Origin of the sequence: Paenibacillus mesophilus, assembly GCF_005938385.1 — a bacterium.
GTDB classification, from domain to species: domain Bacteria; phylum Bacillota; class Bacilli; order Paenibacillales; family NBRC-103111; genus Paenibacillus_AB; species Paenibacillus_AB mesophilus.
Genome location: NZ_VCRA01000028.1, coordinates 39,408 through 57,829, shown reverse-complemented (window position 1 = coordinate 57,829; position 18,422 = coordinate 39,408). Strand labels below are relative to the sequence as shown.

At 58.2% G+C, this 18,422-nt stretch carries 9 protein-coding genes; 8 read left to right on the top strand and 1 reads right to left on the bottom strand.

Annotated features, from left to right (window positions below; translation table 11 throughout):
- Positions 1-7 precede the first annotated feature (7 nt).
- The 7 genes from FE783_RS30645 (at position 8) to FE783_RS30615 (ending at position 14,949) form a co-directional block, all read left to right on the top strand.
- A complete protein-coding gene (locus FE783_RS30645; RefSeq protein ID WP_138883209.1) occupies positions 8-3,085 on the top strand; it encodes a hybrid sensor histidine kinase/response regulator in 3,078 nt (1,025 codons plus the stop codon).
- A gap of 118 nt (positions 3,086-3,203) precedes the next feature.
- Positions 3,204-6,140 (top strand): TIM-barrel domain-containing protein, encoded by a 2,937-nt coding sequence (locus tag FE783_RS30640; protein ID WP_138883208.1) that lies wholly within the window; start codon positions 3,204-3,206, stop codon positions 6,138-6,140.
- A gap of 576 nt (positions 6,141-6,716) precedes the next feature.
- On the top strand, positions 6,717-8,033 hold the full coding sequence (locus tag FE783_RS30635; protein WP_138883207.1) for an ABC transporter substrate-binding protein: 1,317 nt from the start codon (positions 6,717-6,719) through the stop codon (positions 8,031-8,033).
- 43 nt (positions 8,034-8,076) lie between these two features.
- The gene (locus FE783_RS30630) at positions 8,077-8,922 is read left to right on the top strand and encodes a hypothetical protein (protein WP_138883206.1); all 846 of its coding nucleotides are present in this window, start codon (positions 8,077-8,079) and stop codon (positions 8,920-8,922) included.
- The gene (locus tag FE783_RS30625; RefSeq protein ID WP_138883205.1) at positions 8,900-10,756 is read left to right on the top strand and encodes an FAD-dependent oxidoreductase; all 1,857 of its coding nucleotides are present in this window, start codon (positions 8,900-8,902) and stop codon (positions 10,754-10,756) included. The genes FE783_RS30630 and FE783_RS30625 overlap by 23 nt, the downstream gene beginning before the upstream one ends.
- Positions 10,757-10,836: 80 nt before the next feature.
- Positions 10,837-11,670: an AraC family transcriptional regulator gene (locus FE783_RS30620; RefSeq protein WP_138883204.1), complete on the top strand. Its 834-nt coding sequence runs from the start codon at positions 10,837-10,839 to the stop codon at positions 11,668-11,670.
- Between the two features lie 42 nt (positions 11,671-11,712).
- Positions 11,713-14,949, top strand: a complete 3,237-nt coding sequence (locus tag FE783_RS30615) for a right-handed parallel beta-helix repeat-containing protein (RefSeq protein ID WP_158302133.1) — start codon at positions 11,713-11,715, stop codon at positions 14,947-14,949.
- 95 nt (positions 14,950-15,044) lie between these two features.
- Here FE783_RS30615 and FE783_RS30610 read toward each other — a convergent pair whose 3' ends face one another.
- Positions 15,045-15,836, bottom strand: a complete 792-nt coding sequence (locus FE783_RS30610; RefSeq protein WP_138883202.1) for a sugar phosphate isomerase/epimerase family protein — start codon at positions 15,834-15,836, stop codon at positions 15,045-15,047.
- Between the two features lie 487 nt (positions 15,837-16,323).
- Between FE783_RS30610 and FE783_RS30605 the strand changes: the two genes are divergently transcribed.
- The gene (locus tag FE783_RS30605) at positions 16,324-18,405 is read left to right on the top strand and encodes a glycosyl hydrolase family 28-related protein (RefSeq protein ID WP_138883201.1); all 2,082 of its coding nucleotides are present in this window, start codon (positions 16,324-16,326) and stop codon (positions 18,403-18,405) included.
- The last annotated feature ends 17 nt before the right edge of the window (positions 18,406-18,422 follow it).

Sequence of the window (18,422 nt, the reverse complement as noted above, 5' to 3'; positions counted from 1 at the left end):
GCGACCCATGACGAAAAAACGGAACATATTTGTCCCCTTGCTGCTCTTTTTCCTGCTGCTGACCGGTGTCCGCATCGTCTGGATCGCGCTGCAGGCCGTCCCGGACCACCCGGTCGCCGTGCAAGGCCGGCTCGATCTGCGGGGGTGGAACTTCGCGTCACAAAAACCGATAACATTGGACGGGGAGTGGGAGTTTTACCCGAATGCGCTGCTTGTGCCTCAAACCGGCTCTACTCCGGCTCCCGGCGTCAATCGGAGCTTCATTCAGGTACCCTCCGAATGGAATTCCGCCCTGTCGCCATCCGCGCCTGCTTCTTACGGCTTCGGCACTTATCGTCTTCGGATTACATTGGATCAGGCCCCCGGACAAGCGTTCGGCATACGCGTCACCAATCTCCCGACTGCATCGGCGCTGTATGTCAACGGCAAGCTGCGGATTTCTTCCGGTCAGCCGGCTGCGGACCAAGATCGTTACACCCCCCGGAACGTACCTTACTCCATGCTGTTCACATCCGACGGGGGAGAGCTTGAGATCGTCATACAAGCGGCGAACTTCGATAATGCCCGTCAGGGCGGCATCATCCGTTCGGTCAAATTCGGCAGTGCTCTCGCGGTATATAACGAGGAGCGGTTTTCCCACAATATGCAGTTGACTGTTATTGTCGTGCTGCTGCTGCATGCCGTTTACGCCGGACTGCTCTTTATGATGGGGAACCGCCAGAAGGCGCTGCTCTACTTCATGCTGCTCATTTTGTCCGCCGTGCTTATGACTGCGGCCGATGACGACAAGCTGCTGCTCAACTGGACGCCGATCGGCTTCGAATGGGGGGTGAGACTTCTATGTCTTTCCATGGTCGCGATTCCGTGGTTTCTGCTCCAATTCCTCAGACATTTGCTTCCCAAATATACGGTATTACGGGGGATGCGCCGGCTCTCCGCCCTATTCGTCCTGTCGGTAATGCTGACGCTTCTATTGCCCATATCGGCGCTTACGGTCATCGGTATTTTCATCGTGATCTTGTTTGTGGCCTCCTGCTTCGTATTTTGGTGGCTGGTGCTTCGGAGCGCGCTCGAGGGGATGAAGGATGCCGTTTATTTGCTGATGGGCATAACGGCCATGGCGAACAGCACCGTATGGGGAGTTGTCGGTACTTTCACGGACCTCCAGATCCGGTATTATCCGATCGATCTGCTCGCTTGCGTTTTGGCTTTTGCTTCGTTTTGGTTCAAGCACTATATTCGAACGGCGGAGGAAACGGAGAAGCTCGCGGGACAGCTTATGCAGGAGAATAAACGGAAAGACGATTTTCTGGCGAACACGTCCCACGAATTGCGCAATCCGCTGCACGGGATATTAAACATTGCCGAGTCCGTGCTGGAGCGTGAGCAAAGCATCTTAGGCAAAAAGGGGTCCGAGGACATCCGTCTCCTGATCTCGATCGGACGCCGCATGTCGCTCCTGCTGAACGATCTGCTCGATAGGAAGCAGCTTCAGGAGACCGGCATTCGTCTGCATACCGGCAGCGTGCAAGTTCAAGCCGTCGCTTCAGGCGTGCTCGATATGCTCCGCTTCATGACGGAGGGCAAGCCGATCCGGTTTGTCCATTACGTCCCGGAGCGGTTTCCTCCGGTGCTTGCCGACGAGAATCGGCTCATTCAAATCATGTTCAACCTGCTGCACAATGCGGTCAAATTTACGCGCGAGGGCACCGTTACGATTCAAGCGTTCATTCGGAACGGCCAAGCCGTCGTCCGGATTACCGATACGGGGATCGGCATCGATGAGGAAACGCAGCGGCGCATTTTCCAGCCTTATGAGCAGGGCGATTCCGGTGAAGCCGCGGTCGGCGGGGGTATCGGACTCGGGCTGAGCATCTGCAAGCAGCTCGTCGAGCTGCAGGGGGGGGAGCTTTTCGTCTCGTCGGTGCCGGGCCGCGGCTCGGTGTTCTCCTTTACACTGCCGCTCGCCGGCCGCCCCTTCGACTTGCCGGAGTCGGCCTTGCTTCCAGCTGGGACAGCGGCCGAGGAAACGATTGTACGCGGTTCTTCCGAACCGGCGGCAGCCGGCGCGATGCCGAAACCGGCTGCGTCCTCGGACAGGCCGAACATTTTGGCCGTCGATGACGACCCGGTCAATTTGGCAATTTTGTCCGAAATATTGTCGGCCGAGGCCTACGATATCACGACGGTTACGGGCGGCAACGAAGCGCTGGCGATGCTTATGACGAGGGAGTGGGATTTGATCATCGCCGATATTATGATGCCGCATATGTCCGGCTATGCTTTGACGCGTTCCGTCCGCGAGCGGTTCTCGATCTCGGAGCTTCCGATTCTGCTGCTGACCGCACGCAGCCGTCCGGAGGATGTTGTGGCCGGCTTCCTTTCCGGAGCGAACGATTACGTGATGAAGCCGATGGAGGCGATGGAGCTGAGAGCCCGGGTCAAAGCGCTGACCGCCATGAAACAATCGGTGCGCGAGCAGATGCGCATCGAAGCGGCATGCCTGCAGGCGCAAATTCAGCCGCACTTCTTGTTCAACACGCTGAATTCGATCGCGGCGCTCAGCGAGATCGATACGGTCCGGATGCGCGCTCTGCTCGGCAATTTCGGCCATTATTTGCGGGCGAGCTTCGACTTTCGGAACTTGGACCGGCTCGTTCCGGTGTCGCACGAGATCGGCTTGGTCCGTTCCTATTTGTTTATCGAGAAGGAGCGCTTCGAGGAAAGACTGGAAATCGAGTGGGAGTTGGACGAGCATCTCCGTCTCCGGCTGCCCCCGCTCTCGATCCAGCCTCTTGTCGAGAATGCCGTAAAGCACGGCGTGCTGGCGCAGCCTCAAGGCGGCAAGCTGCGCATCCGCATCACCGACTATGACAGCCATGCCGAGATCGCGGTCATCGACAACGGAGTGGGGATGGATGAGAGCACGCGCACACGGCTGCTGGAGGGCGAACCGGCCCCGCGATCGGGCATCGGCCTGCGCAATACGGACCGAAGATTGAAGCAGCTGTACGGCAAAGGGCTTCTGATCGAAAGCGAGCCCGGCAAAGGGACGACGGTTACGTTCTCCGTGCTGAAGCAATGAAGCTCCGAACGCACGGCGGCCGCCGGGAAAGCGGCTGCTTGTGTGGCTTTTTCATGTGCTTCGATAACATCTTGCCTCCTTCATGCTATGATGGGATCAATGGAGGGAGGCATTCGGAATGGGTGAAATGGCGGACGTTCGATTATCGCTGCGTAATGGGGGATGCATGCGGGTACAAGCGATCGCCCCAGGCGCATTTCGGATTCGGATGAACGATACGGGGCTGTTCGCGGAGCCGCCGTTAATCCGGTATCGCATTGTAAACGCTGTCATCGGGTCGGAGGAACAGGAGCGCATGATGCCGGAGGGTATCGGCGCGGAACTTCAAGCCGGGCGGGCGAGTCTGCATATCGACGGGACGGATGGACAGTTTCGCCTATACGGGGCGGACGGGACGGAGAAGCTGCGGACGTTCGGCCCGCCACGGTCGAGCCGGTCGTCGGGATTCGGGGTGTGCTTCTCGCTTCATGCCGACGAAGCGATGTACGGGCTCGGCAATATCGCTCCGGAGCGAGTGGAGCGGCGAGGCTTGCGCGTGTCCGTATGGGCGGAGAAGACCCTTTGGGGGAGCGCCCCGCTCCCGTACTTGATGAGCACAAGAGGCTGGGCGATTATGATGAATACGACCTGGCGGCATACGTTCGATATCGGGAGCTCGGCCGACGACCGGTTGAGCATCGACGGACAGGCGGGAGAGCTGGACATGTTCGTCTTCGCCGGAAGCAGCCTAGCCGAGCTGCTCCATGCCTATACGGACATAGCCGGCAAGCCTCGGCTTATGCCGATCTGGATGTACGGCCTGAACTTCTGCTCGCGCGTCAAATCGAGCGCCCGCGACGTGCTTGACGACGCCATCAAGTTCCGCCGTGCGGGAACGCCGTGCGACCTGATCGGCCTCAATGCGGACTGGATGGAGACGGTCAACGACTTCTCGACTTCCAAGCGATGGCACCCGGAGCGGTTTCCGACAAGTACGAACGATTTGCTGCGCCAAGTATCGTTTATCGGCATTTTGCAGAAGCAAGGGTTCAAGCTGAGCCTGAATTTGGGCTGCGACTACGATTTGACGCTGCTTGAGGAACGGTTGGCCGGCGTAAACGAGGCGGGAGAAGGCGACGAGAAGGATGAGCCGTGGTATGATCACTTGCGCAAATTTGTCGACGACGGCATATCGGGGTTCGTGCTGAGCGCGACGAACCCGATGTATAGTCATCCCGACCGGATATGGGGCAATGGAATGAGCAGCGCCGAGCTGCATAATTTATATCCGGTTCTGCTCGGCAAGCAGATGCATCTCGGCTTCCGCGGGCAGACGGGAATGCGGCCGGTCATTCATATGGAAAAGGGCTACTTGGGGATGCAGCAGTTCATCGTCAGCACGACGGGCACGTTCTATAACGCCAAGCATGCGATCGCGGCCATCCTCAATTACGGTCTTTCCGGTCACGTCCATACGTCGACGAATATGCATTTGATTACCCGCGAAGGTATCCATTCCGATTTTTTGCTGGCATGGTCGCGGATCAACTGCCAAGATCATTTCCATCACCCGGATTTTCTGGAGCGTCCGCTGCAGGAGCTGTTTCAGCGGTATGCCCGGCTGCGCTACCGTCTCATCCCTTATCTGTACGCAACGGCGCACGTTGCCGCCCGTACCGGCATGCCGATTACGCGCGCCATGCCGCTCATGTTCCCGGATGACCGGAATTGCCGGGAGCTGAGCCAGCAATATATGCTGGGGGACTTTCTGCTCGCCGCCGTTTATACCGACCGGATTTATTTGCCCGCGGGGGAGTGGCTGGACTATTGGACAGGGGAGCGCTACATCGGACCGCAATCGTTCACATGCCGCATTCCGCCCGAGGCGGGAGGCCTGCTGTTCGTCCGCGCCGGGGCGATCATTCCGATGTGGCCGCCGATGGACTATATCGGTCAGCTGCAGGTGGAGACGGTGACGCTGGAGGTGTATCCGGGGGCGCACAGCGAATTTGTTTTGTACGAGGACGACGGGACCACCTTCGACTATTTGGACGGATGCGTCGCCCGGACGCATATCGCTTGCGAAACGAGCCGCGAGGCGACGACGGTGCGTATTTCGCGGCGCGAAGGAGCTTATGCCGGAATGGCGCGCAAGCGCAGCTATGAGCTGATCGTCCATACGGACGGCAAGCCGGCGGCGGTTCGGGTGGACGGGCAGCGCCGCCCGGATCAGACGAGACGGGTTAAGTCGGATCCGTTCCGCAGCTGGCGATACGATCGGCTGGCCGGAACGGTGAGGCTGCATGTGGAAGAAGCGGGAGGCGAGGCGGCGGAAGTATGCATCGAAATCGTCAAGCCGGCGAGAAGCGGCACTGCTGCCGGAGGCGGCTCCATCGGAACGGTTCCAGCCGGCGGCAAGGCGGGTGATGAGGGTGACGATGCGGACGGGGCGTTCATCGCGGCATTGGATGCTGCGGGCGAGCCCCGGGCCGCCGAAGCGGCTCTGGCCGCGTGGTGGGGAGCGAGAATAAGGCAGGGCTCGTCGGACGCCGTATGGCCGCTGCACGTCATGAATGCGTGCCATCTGATCGTCCGGCAAGCGGCGCGGCGCGGATCGACAGCCGAGGACGTATTCGGCGGAATGACCGATACGACGCTTGCGCTGGCGCAGCTCCGCTCGCCCGAACAAGGGTACGAGCTGCTGCTGCGGCTCGTGAACCGGCTTGTCGGGCATGCCGAAGCCCGCCGGCCCGCGGCGAAGCATCCGGTAGTCCGCGAGCTGGTCGCGATCGTGGAGCGCGAGCCGGATCGGGACTTATCGTTAAATACGATGGCCGAGCGGTTCGCGCTGCATCCGTTTCATTTAAGCCGCCTGTTCAAGAAGGAAATCGGCCGCGCCTATTCCGACTACGTTATGTCGATCCGGATGATAAGGGCCAGGAAGCTGCTCGAAGCCGGCTACAAAGTTTACGAGGCAGCGGCACTCTGCGGTTTCAAGGACGCCGGGAATTTCTCCAAGGCGTTCAGCAAATATTGGGGCGTCCCTCCGGTAAACTGCCGGCCGGGGCTGGAGTGAGAGGGAGAATGGATAGAAGGGGGAGGCGGGCGCATCCGTGCGATTATTTACGCAAACTCATATACGGGTGGAATAACGTATTACGTTCCATTAAGCGGACGATATTCCCTCCATGTGGCGTAGGTGCTTGCAATAGCGGAACTCGGCTCCGTTACTGTTGATATTTCCCGTTTTTTTCGGTAATAAAGGAACTGGTTTTCGCTAAAGGGCCGTGTAAGAGGCGAATGTGCGCCTATTGGGCTCAATAGCGGAATGCAGTTCCTTTATTTTTTACACAAACTCATATACGGCTCGAATAACATACAACGGTTCCGCTAATTAGACGATAGCCCGGGCAATCGGCGGTCGGAGCCGATAGCGGTCTTTCCCATTGCGGGTCGCCCCGGCTTTTTACCGTCTCGTGAGTTCAAACAATCGTCCATAAATGAAAAATTCCCATCCATTTACATGGTTTTTAAAGGAAATATAATAAAATTGTATCGTAACAAATGTGCATGTTTGTTGATACAGAGACAAAGCTGCTTCAAGGTAAGCGGTATCCCGTTCTATTGCCAAAACGTATAAAGGGGGCAACACATGAAGAAAGAAACGAGAAGCAGGCTTATGCTGTCGTTAACGACAGGCGCCTTGCTGCTGACCGCGGCTTGCGGTAGCAATGCCGGACAAGGGGGTGCAGCCGATACCGTAGGGGCGAAAGCGAAAGCGCAAGCCGAGCCGGAAGAGGTAAGCTTCTATCTCCTGTCGCTGCCGCAAGCGACGTTCGATGCGATCGCCGAGAAGGCGAAGGCCAAGTTTCCGCACATTACTTTGAAATCGGTTCCAAACACGAATGCGGGTGGACCGTCCATCGACAATATGATGATAACCGGCTCGGTCCCCGACATTTTCGTGACGCGCAGCGCCGCCGATCTGGCGAAACGGGACTTGCTGTTCGATATAAGCGAGCTGGTCAAGACGGAGAAATTCGACTTGTCCCGCCTCAACCCGGTCTCGATCGAGCATATGAAAAACGATGCCGGCGGCAAGCTCGTCGGGATCCCGATCAGCGCTTCTACGCAGGCGATGCACTTCAACAAGGATTTGTTCGACAAATTCGGCGTGGCCTACCCGAAGGACGGCATGACGTGGGACGACGTCTATGAAGTCGCCAAACGGATGACGAGAACGGAGGACGGCGTTGTCTATCGCGGCTATGTGGAACGGTGGATGAACACGTTTTTCGCGCAAAACCCGTATGGCGAAACGTATTTGAGCTTGTCGGAGGACAAAGCCGCCGTGCAGACGGACGGCTGGAAGAAGGTGGCGGAGAACTTCAAGCGGTTCTATACGATGCCGGGGCTTACTTTCGATGCCAAAACGATCAATACGGAGCAGGACTGGCGGCTGTTTACGACCGGACTCGGCGCCATGACCGTATTCACGTCCAGAAACTTTATGGATTGGAAGTTCAACTGGGACGTCGTCGGAACTCCGGTCTACAAGGATAAGCTGAGCGCGGGCATTCCCGCCGACTTCCTCAACCTGTATATGACGAACAGCAGCAAGCACAAGAAGGCGGCTTTCCAGGTCGCGGCCTGGCTGACGTCGGAGGACATGCAGAGCTATCTCGCCTCGGACTTCGGCATGTTCCCTTCGGTTACGAACGAAGAGGTGCGGAAATCGTTCTTGAAAAACGATCCGCTCTACAAAGGGAAAAATGTCGGCGCCTTCCGCTACAACAAAGAAACTCCGCTCGTGCCGGCGCGCAAGCCGGGACTCGCGAACGTCAACGCCTCCACCCCGTTCATGAAGGAGATGGAGAAAATGATTCTCGAAAGCCGGGACGTCAATACAACGCTGCGCGCCGCCGAAGAAGCGATCAACAAGGCGATCGCCGCGGAGAAGTCGAAATGACCCGCCGCTTGCATACAAACATGGAAAGGCACGGTATCGGATCATGACAACGTTGCAACACTGTCCGCTGCTCGTATGCGGCGCTACATTGGCCGGGATCGGGGCGGCATTGGCCGCGGGCGGAGAGGTCCTCATCGTGGAACGCAGCTCGACGGTAGGCCATGAGTTTATCGAAGCGTTTAACCCGGGCTTGACGACTGCGGACTATGTTTTGTCGGCTTTCGGCGAACGGTTTCGGTCGGAGCTTGCGGAACGGAATTTGATCGGCGACAACGGAATCGTTCATTTGCCGGGCTTGGCGCCGGTGCTGTGTCGGCATCTGGATCTCGCGCAACATATCGGCGTGCTGTTCATGACGGAGATTGTCGAGGTAAAAGCGCTGGCATCGGGGTATGAAGTCGTATTATACAACGTAAGCGGCTTCCGTACCGTGATCGCGGACCGGATACTGGATACGACGACGTGCCGGCTGTCCGACACCGCGAATCCGCATTCGTCGGAGCGGCTGACACTCAACGCGTATTTGCACGGTCCGGCGAATGTGCCGGTTTCGCAGCCGGACGATCGAAGCGCGATCATTGCGCAAGGCCGATTCGAGGAGGAGCATATTTTGAAATGGCGCGTACCTGCGGACTGCGACTGGCCGAAGGCGCGTCAAGGGCTGCACGATTATTGGCGGCTGCGTCCGCAGCAGCTGTCGGCTTGGACGATCGCCGCCGTTGCGGGCGTCATTGAGAGCCGGGTTCCGCCGGGTCCGCACCCGCTCTCGGCTCGTTGGACGTGGCTGCCGTCGGCCGGCTTCGACAGTCCGCTTCAGGCGCTCGATCAAGGCTATAGGCTCGTGCGGGAGAAAGGGGGCGGGGAATGTGAAATTGTCGAGGCTATATGACGGCCAAGTCGTAAGAACGCCGTACGAGCACACGCTGCCCGAACGGTATGACGTCATTGTGGCCGGCCTCGGCACGGCCGGCAGCATCGCGGCGATCGCCGCAGCGCGTCAAGGGCTGCGCGTGCTTGGCATCGAGCGTTTGAACTGCATGGGAGGCACGGGAACCGCCGGAGGCGTGCTCGGCTACTACTTCGGCGGCAGAGGCGGCCTGCACGAGGAGCTTGACCTTCAAGCCGGGGAGTTGGAGAAGGACGTATATACTCCGTCGTTCGGCGTAAACGGCGAGACGAAGAGGATCGCGCTCGAGCGGGAAGCGTTGAAGGCGGGAGTGACAATCTGCTATGACTCCACTGTCACCGGGGTTTTCATGGAAGGGTCGATCGTGAAGGGCGTGGAATGGTTCACGCACGGAGGGCGGCGAGCGGCGTCGGCAGCCGTCGTCATCGATTGTACCGGCGAAGCGGACGTGTGCGCCATGGCCGGATGCGAGCTGGACGGAGGCCGGCCGTTCGACGGCCAGGCGCAGCCTTTCTCCAATGTGCTCCTGTGCCTCTCGCAAGGAAGGGTGCGCTTCAAATATACCGATTCGGGCTATGCCGATCCGCGGGACGCCGCGAGCATGGCGAAGGCGATCATACGATCCGCGCTGCTGCCGACCCATCTTCGGCCCTCGTATGATGCATCCGAACGGCTGCTGCGTCTCGCCCCTCTGCTCGGCATACGCGAAGGCCGGTTTATACGCGGCGAACGGCAGGTGACGCTGCAATCTTTTCTGGAAGAGAATTACGAGGATGAGCCGCTGTTCTACGCTTATTCCAACATCGACAACCACAGCAAGGATGTCGCCTTCGAAAGCGAGGCGCAGCAAAACTGGACGGTCGCCTGCAGCATGTGGGGCTATAACTTTACGGTGCCGATTCCGCTCGGAGCGCTTATTCCGCGGGGCTATGACGGTCTGCTGGCAGCGGGCAGATGCTTGAGCGTCGATCACGATATGGCCGCCTGCGTGCGCATGAAGCGGGATATGCAGAAATCCGGAGAAGCGGCCGCTTATGCCGCGCTGCTGTCGATCCGCAACCGGGTGCCGCTCCGGAACGTAGCCTACTCCGATCTGCTGCCGATGCTTCGGGAATCCGGATGTCTCGATGAATCCGCGGGCGTCGGGTTCAAGGAAACGCTGTCCCATGCCGATGAGAAGAATCCGGTTGTCGGCTGGCTAAGTAATTGGAACGATATCCGCGAAGGCTTGGACGGCACGAAGCCGGGGCTCGCGATTTGGTCGGCCAAACGATTGGGGGAGTCGGCGCGCCCGAAGCTTGCGGAATGGATGCGGGTGGGAGAGAGCGGGCATTTGCGCAAGCATAGCGCCTTCGCGCTCGCGCTGCTCGGCGATCCGCAGGCCGCTCCGGTGCTCCGCGAGACGGTGCGGGAACGGGACCCGTTCGTTCCCGGCACGAGCCGGAAATATAATCAGGTGCGCGGCTACGCTGCGATTTATTTGCTCGGCCTGCTGTCCGACGAGGAGAGCGTGCCGGAGCTTACGGGCATTTTGGACGATCCGGGCGGCTGGACGTATTCCGACGACAACAAGGAATTTTTGGCGGACGAGGAGGAGCTTGGCTTTCAATACGTTTCGTTCACCGTCATGGCTTTGGCCAAAATCGGACAGAAGCATCCGGCCGCCCGTCCGGCAATCGCGGGGTCGTTCCGGCGTTTCCGCGAAAGGAGCGATATGGAGCTGAACATTTCGTTCAAAGGCAGCACGAACATCAAATTTTCGATGAGGGACAAAGTATTGTCGGCCATGGAGCAGGCGCAGGGTGGGTGGCTGTAGAAGCGGAGTTTTTGCCCGCTGAGCAAGGCACGCTATAGAATCAATTTGCCGCAATACGGCTGACGGGAGGCGACGGCGGGATGAGGTACGAGTTTTTGGAACGTTTTTTCCCGAAGATGATCGATGTGCAATTCCGGGACGTCCGTTTCTGGGAAGAGTATCAATACAAGGTGGAGCGGAAACCGACCAATCTGTTCAACTTTACTTTCGTCGTATCCGGCGAAGGGACGCTGGAACTGAACGGTGCGGCCTATGAGCTGGCGGCAGGCGCGATCTATCACCTCCGTCCGGGAGATCATATGCGGATAGCGACGTCGCCCGCCTCCCCTCTCAGGTATTACACGGTACACTTTATGCATTATTTGCTGGAATGGGAAGGGATGCAGCTTAAAGTCGGTTCCGAGCACGAACGGCTTCCGTTCGAGCCGTCGTTCTCGATGGCCGCCGAGTACAAAAGCATGGAAACGCGGATGAGGAAGCTGCACGAGCTGTGGGACAGCCAAAAAGCCGGCTTCGAATGGGCGGTCCGGCAGCATTTTACGGAATTGCTGCTATGGCTCGCGGAGCAATTCGACAGCAAGCACCGGACGGATGACGAGATAGCCGGTCTCATCTCCGATTCGATGCGGTATATCCGCGACCATTACACGCAGCGGCTCGCCCGCGACGGGCTGGCGCGGATGGCTTCTCTTTCGCCCAGCTATTACTCGGTGCTGTTCAAGAAATATTCGGGCTATACGCCGCTTGAATATATGAATAAGGTCAGGCTCGATACGGCGAAGCAGATGCTGCGCTCGACCCGCGAGCCGATTTCCAAAATCGCGAGGGAAGTAGGCTTCCAAGATCCGCTTTATTTCACCCGTTTGTTTGCAAGAGAAGTAGGCATATCGCCGCGCCAGTTCCGCAACGGATAGAGGATGCGCAGTGCGCGGTTCGCCGATAAGGGAGGGCGTCCAGTGGGGAATAACGATCGGAAGCGATGGAAGAAAGCCGCGATGATGGCGGCTATTGCGTTCGGGGGGTTCGGGATGCAGCAATGGTTGATTGCCGGGACGGCGGAAGCGGAGACCGCCTATTACGTTGCGCCGTCGGGGGATGACGGGAGCGGGAACGGTACGATCGGCTCCCCGTTCCGTACACCCGGGAGAGCGAGGGATGCCGTCAGAGAGAGTATAGCAGGCGGAATGAGCTCGGACGTTACCGTGTATATGCGGGAGGGCGTGTACCGGCTCGATTCTTCGTTTACACTGACGGGGGCCGATTCCGGCAGGGACGGGCACGAGGTCGTATACCGGAGCTATCCGGGGGAATCGGCGGGGCTCGACGCAAGCAAAGCGATTACCGGCTGGGTGCCGCACAGCGCGACGATTTATAAGGCGAATGTCGGAACGTCCTGGAATTTCGATACGCTTTATGAAAATTCGGTTCGTGCCGTCAAAGCGCGCTATCCGAACATTCAAGCGAACGGGAACGCATACAACCGGGTCGAAAGCTCCGTAACCGGTAAAGAAAAAAGCGAGTTCAAGTTTTACGCGGGCGATATTCCGGCCGTTGCCGACAAAAGCAACATGGAAGCGCTTATATGGCCCGGAGGGAGCAAAGGGTATGAATATTGGTATTCGTATACAGTAGATCTCGCCGGGATCGATTACGCCGATCGTATCGCGAAGCTCGCCAGTCCGGTTCCTTATGTGATCGGACCGGGCTCCCGCTATTTCGTTCAAGGCGCTTTGGAGCTGCTCGACCAGCCGGGCGAGTTTTATTTGGATCGGGCGGCCGGCATGCTGTATTACTATCCTCGCGACGTCTCTCAGCTTAACGGCGGCGTAAGCGCGCCTTATGCGGGACACGTAGTGGAACTGAAAGGGAGCTCTGAGCAGGCGCCCGTCAGCGGCATCCGGCTGGAAGGGCTGACGATTCGCAATACGGATATCGGTAAGGACGGCGTACGCGGGGAAAATGTGCGGAACGTCGCGATCACGAACAGCCGGATTTACAATACGGGAGACCACGGCGTCCGCCTGCTCGGCTGGGCGCAGTCCAACACGATCGAGGGCAACGAAATCAGGGATACCGGCTATAACGGCGTCAGCGTGGAAGGCAACGGGCGGACGAGCGCGCATATAAGCACCGGCAACCGGATCAGCGGCAACCACGTTTTCCGGGTCGGGCAGCTGTACGGCAACAGCGGCGGCATTCGCATCTATGACAGCGGAGAGAACGTCATCTCGTATAACCGGGTACACGATTCACCCCGCTATGCGATCCACCTGAAAGGGCAGCGGAAAGGGATTCTCATCGGCTCGACGATCGGCGGTGTAACGGTTACGGAGAGCAATTACCGGGACTTTCAGCATGCGCGGAACAATATCGTGGAGTTCAATGACGTCTCCCACTCGGTCCAAGATTCGCAGGATGCCGGTGTAATCGCGACATGGGGCACAGGCACGGGCAGCGTAATCCGCAGCAACCGGATCCATGACAGCGACATACCGGCCTTGACGGTGGAAGCGAATCGTTCGTTCGGCTTCGGGATTTATCTCGATGACAATTCCGACGACATCCTTGTACAAAATAATGTGATCCACGGCTTGCAGCAAAACGGCGGCGGCTTCCTGAACAATACGCTCATGCTGAAAGGAATCGGCATTCGCGTCGACAACAACGTCATGGCGGACAACCGCGATACGAACGGAACCGCAGGCTCGACCCAAACCGGGAACGAGCGGGCGTCGGCCCTCGAGTTCTCGCGAAACGTATTCTACGATAACAGTTCACGGTTGTACTATATCAACTACTGGGACGGGCACAAGGTCGCTTACGCCGACGCCAATACGTACTACAAAGCGGACCAGATTTACGGATTCGGCGGAACGATTCCGGCCGGCACTTATGAAGAGTGGCGACAGTTGGATAAAGGGAAGTACGACGGTCACTCGCTGCTTGCCGATCCGCTGTTTATGGATGCAGCCAAGGGTGACTATCGTCTTCGCTACGATTCTCCCGCTTACCGGACGGGGTTCCGGGATATCGCCGTGGAAAGCATCGGATTGCCGGAAACGTTCGCGTATGCCGATGCCGCCGATCCGATCGCTTCCGTGTTCGTGAAACGTCAAGGAGACGAAGGCAGCCGCTCCTGGACCCGGTTGGAAACGGGGGGATCGGCTCAGCTTGGCATGATGGTCCGGACGGCGACGGGCTTCGCGGCCGATTTGTCGGGGGCTTTGATCGCTTTCACGAGCAGTAATCCGGCTGCGGCGACCGTCGACTCGAGCGGACGGGTGACGGCGGCGGGAACCGGCGTGGCCGAAATTGCCGTATCCGTCACCAAAGGCGGCAAGACGATTATCGGCCGCTATCATGTGCTGGTCAACGACTCGCTCGCCTCGGTCGGCGTCATCATACCGGATAAAGTTTATTTAGGCCAAACCGTCGGTACGATCGTGTACGGCGTATCCGCGCTTGGAGGGTACATCGATTTGTCCGGTTATCCGGTTCAATATGTGAGCGATTCCCCCGCCATCGCCAGTGTCGATACGGAAGGCCGTTTGACCGGGAATGCAGCGGGCGCGCTTCATCTGGGCGTTAGCGTGGCGACCGGCAACGGTACGCTTGGGACGACGGCGCAGGTGGAAGTAGTGGAGCCGGTCGACGGTCCGGGAGTATTCGATTTCGAAGACGGGACAACGGTCGGATGGGCTCCCGTAGCCGGAACTTGGCAGGTGAAGGACGACGGCAGCGGCAATATGGCGTACTACAATTCGAACGCGGCCAACACGGCCAGGAGTATGAACTATGAGAAACGGACCGACTATCGGATGACCGCCCGTATCATGGTCGATGCATGGGGCTCGGGGACGCCGGTCCGGCTCGGTTTTATGGGCAGGTACGTGGACAGCAGCAATTTCTATTATGCCGTATACGAGCATTCGTCTGAGAGGTTCAAGCTGTTCAAAATCGCGAACGGCGTCGTTTCAACGCTGGCTAGTTCGGGGCCGATGGCTACGGATTTTATTGGAAACTACCGAGAGCTTATCTTCGAGCTGAACGGGCAGTCGCTGGCGCTGTACCTCGATGAGATGCAGGTTGTTTCGGCGGTGGACGCATCTTTCGCGGAAGGGTATCCGGGACTGTACGCTTACAATCAGCAAATTTATTTCGATAATATCGTCATCGAGAACTTGACGGAGTAGAAGTAGTCTGCAAAGCAACGGACGCGTTTGCGGCACGAATGGCCGCTTCCGCGTCCGTTGCTTTGTTGTTTGTTCGATGGGGCTTTTTGTCGCGTTCAGCAGCCGATCTCCCGCAGCAGCTTGTACCCATCGCTCAGCTTGGACAATGCCGTGCCGGGGGCGTATTCCAAAATGAGCTGGCAGCCGGGGGCGTCGCGGAGCGCTTCCCAGACCGGCGCCCATTGAATCGTTCCTTCGCCGATCGGCAGGTGATCGTCGGCGTCTCCGGTGTTGTCGTGAAGATGAACGCAGCCGAGCCTTGGCGCCGTTTGCCGGATCAACGCGGGGATGTCCCAGCCGTTTATATGCGCGTGCCCCGTATCTACCAAGTAGACGGCTGTTTCTTCCAGCCGCTCGACGAAGCTTACGTACTCGTCTTGGCTGAACAGGGAGCTTCCGTGGTAGCCGACATTCTCGACCGCCAGCTTGATGCCGAGCGGGGCGGCGACGCGGCACAGCCGGTTGACCGCTTCCTCGGCCCGGAGCGCGGCGGTCTGCTTGCAGAATGCGGGCGAGAAGCAGAAGCCGGGGTGGATGACGACATGCGTCGCTCCGATCCGGTGGGCCCACTCGATCGATTTGCGGTATTCCTCGAACGAAGCGTCGCGAATCGCCCGGTTCTCGCTCGTCAAGTTCGTATCCCACGCCGGCGGATGCACAGTGTAGGACGCCTTCGTTCCGAGCAAATACGGCACGAGCCTCGCCATCGTTTCCTCCATATCGTCCCACGATTTGCCGTCCAGCAGCAGTTCGATATGCGCTGCCCCTTCCCGCAGCAGGATGTCCACATTCTCCTCCGCTTGTCCGCCCAGCAACAGTAAATCCGAATAGCTGATTACGCGCTCCATCGTATAGTTCCTCCGTCTATAGCCTGTTATAGCCGCCGAATCGGCGATGCCAAGTTTATCCTAGGTCCGATTCCGGAATGATGCAATTGACACTTTTTCGCATTTTGTACAGTTGTTCAGGAAGTTCGGAAATTGGGGCAGAGGGCGGTACATTTGCACACTATCCCGCCGACTTTGTGCCGATTTGCCGCCCACTAACCCCGTCGACGAGCACATAAGGTACATTTGAACACTATGTACTCGCCGAGCCCCCCTTTCCCCGCCAATAAGGTACATTTGCACACTATCCCGCTCTCCCGCCGCTCCCGAAACAGTTGCCATTTCTTACGAATCTATTCAAACGTTACGATCGGCCCGACATCTGCAAGGTATCGTGGAAGGTGTGTATATGGCGGTTTCATTTGGCGGCTTACACTGAAGGGGAAGTTCGCGTGAAGGAGGCAGCTCAAGCACGGTCTCCCTATATCCGGATCATGGAGGGTCGAACATGGATCAAGATCAGGAACACATTAGCCGCCGAAAGCTGCTGGTCGCATTCGGTGCGGCAGGGGTCGCTCTGGCCTCGCAAAGCTTGTTGGCCGGCAGTCTGAACGGCTCGGCGAGCGCGCAATCATCCGGGGTGTCGGAACACGTCTACGGCAAAGACGAGAAAACGAACAAACCGAAGCCGTCCGTACGCATCCACTGGTATAACGTTACCGACTACGGAGCGGTCGGGGACGGGGTCGCCGACGATTTTGCGTCGCTCAATCAACTCATCGGAGGGCTCGGCGCCGGCGCCAATGCGACGCTATATTTCCCGCAGGGGACGTACCGCATCGGGGCGAATCTGACTTTCCCGCGGACGGTCCGGCTGTTGTTCGACCAAGGCGCGATGCTGGCTCCGGCTTCCGGGATCGCCTTGACGGTGGATGCTTCGATCGAGGCAGCCATGACGCAAATTTTCGCGGGAGAGGGAAGCATTGCAGGGAGCTTTGGCGCCAGCGACCTTTATCCGCAATGGTGGGGAGCGAAAGGCGACGGCTCGGCAGACGATACGACCGCGCTGCAACGGGTGCTGAACTTGTCCAAGACGAATGGCGGAGTTACCGTCGTCGTTCCGAAAGGCGTGTACAAATTAACCCGGATGCTGCTCATTTACCGCAACACCCGATTGTCGCTGAACCATAATGCGGTTTTGAAGCGCCATCACAATGACAGCTTCTTTCTGAACGGGGACTATGGGGCGCAATATGACCGTTATGAGGGTCATGGCAACATTGTCATGGAAGGCGGCACGCTGGACGGCAACATCGTTCAATATCCCGACGCGTTCAACGGGATCAACATCGGCCACGCCTCCAACGTGAAGATCCGCGATATGACGATCAAGGACATTTCCTGGGCCCATGCAATCGAGATCGATGCCAGCAGCGGCGTGCTCGTGCAAAATTGCAAGTTTCTCGGGTACAAAAATGCGGCCGACGGCTCCCGTTACTTCTCCGAAGCGATTCAAATTGACGCGATGACGAAGCTCGGCTTCACCGCCTTCGGCAAATACGACGGCACTCCGAGCCGGAACATTACGGTCCGCGACTGCTATTTCGGCGCAAGCGGAACGGAAGGCACGACCGCCTGGCCGGCGGGAGTCGGGACGCATGGCGCCATTCACGACGCGTGGGCGCACGATATCCGCATCGTGAACAATACCTTCGATCGGCTGACGTATTGGGCGGTCCGGCTGTTCAAGTGGAACGACTGCCTAGTCCAAGGAAACACGATGCTCGGCTGCGGCGGAGGGATTACCGTAAGCACGCCCGCCCCGAACAGCGAGTCGACCAAGGACAAGGACGGGATTCAGCGCGGTACGCCGCAAGCGGGCAGCCGGATGAACCTTTCCGACAACGTGATCGTCGGGACGACCCAGTTCGCCGCCATAAGCTGTTACGGTGCGGATCAAGTTTACGCGCAAGAAATTGCCATCACGAACAATATCGTGCGCGACGTCGCCGAGAGCAAGACGGCCATTACGACTTCATGGTGCAGACATGTACAAATGGAAGGGAACATTGTCAGCAACGTAAGACGCGGTATCTATACCGAGAACACGATGGACTGCCGAGTGGCGGGCAACCGGATCGAGAACGCGCTGACGGACAGCATCTGGCTGTCCAAAGGCTCGAACTTGTCCGTTCATGGCAATACGATGAAACGCTGCGGCTCTTACGGCATTCTGCTTAACGAGATTACGGCGGTTACGGTCGATCACAACATTGCGGATTCCGTAGGCATAGGCGAAGCGAACCGTTATGACGGCATTATGCTGAGCAGCAAAGTGGAGAACGGATCGATTCACAGCAACACGGTAAGGAAAGCGGTTAACGGCAACCCGAACCGTTACGGCATCCAGATTACCGCCAGCTGCAAAAACATAGATACGTTCAACAATATCGTAGAGGGCGCCTCCGGCCATTACCGCAACAGCTCGACGACCTCATCCGACTCTTACTGTCTGTATTCCCCGAACGGCTCTTGCTATAAGGTGACGGTGGATGACGCAGGCGTATTGACGACAAGAAAAATCCAATGATTGATATGCGGCAGACG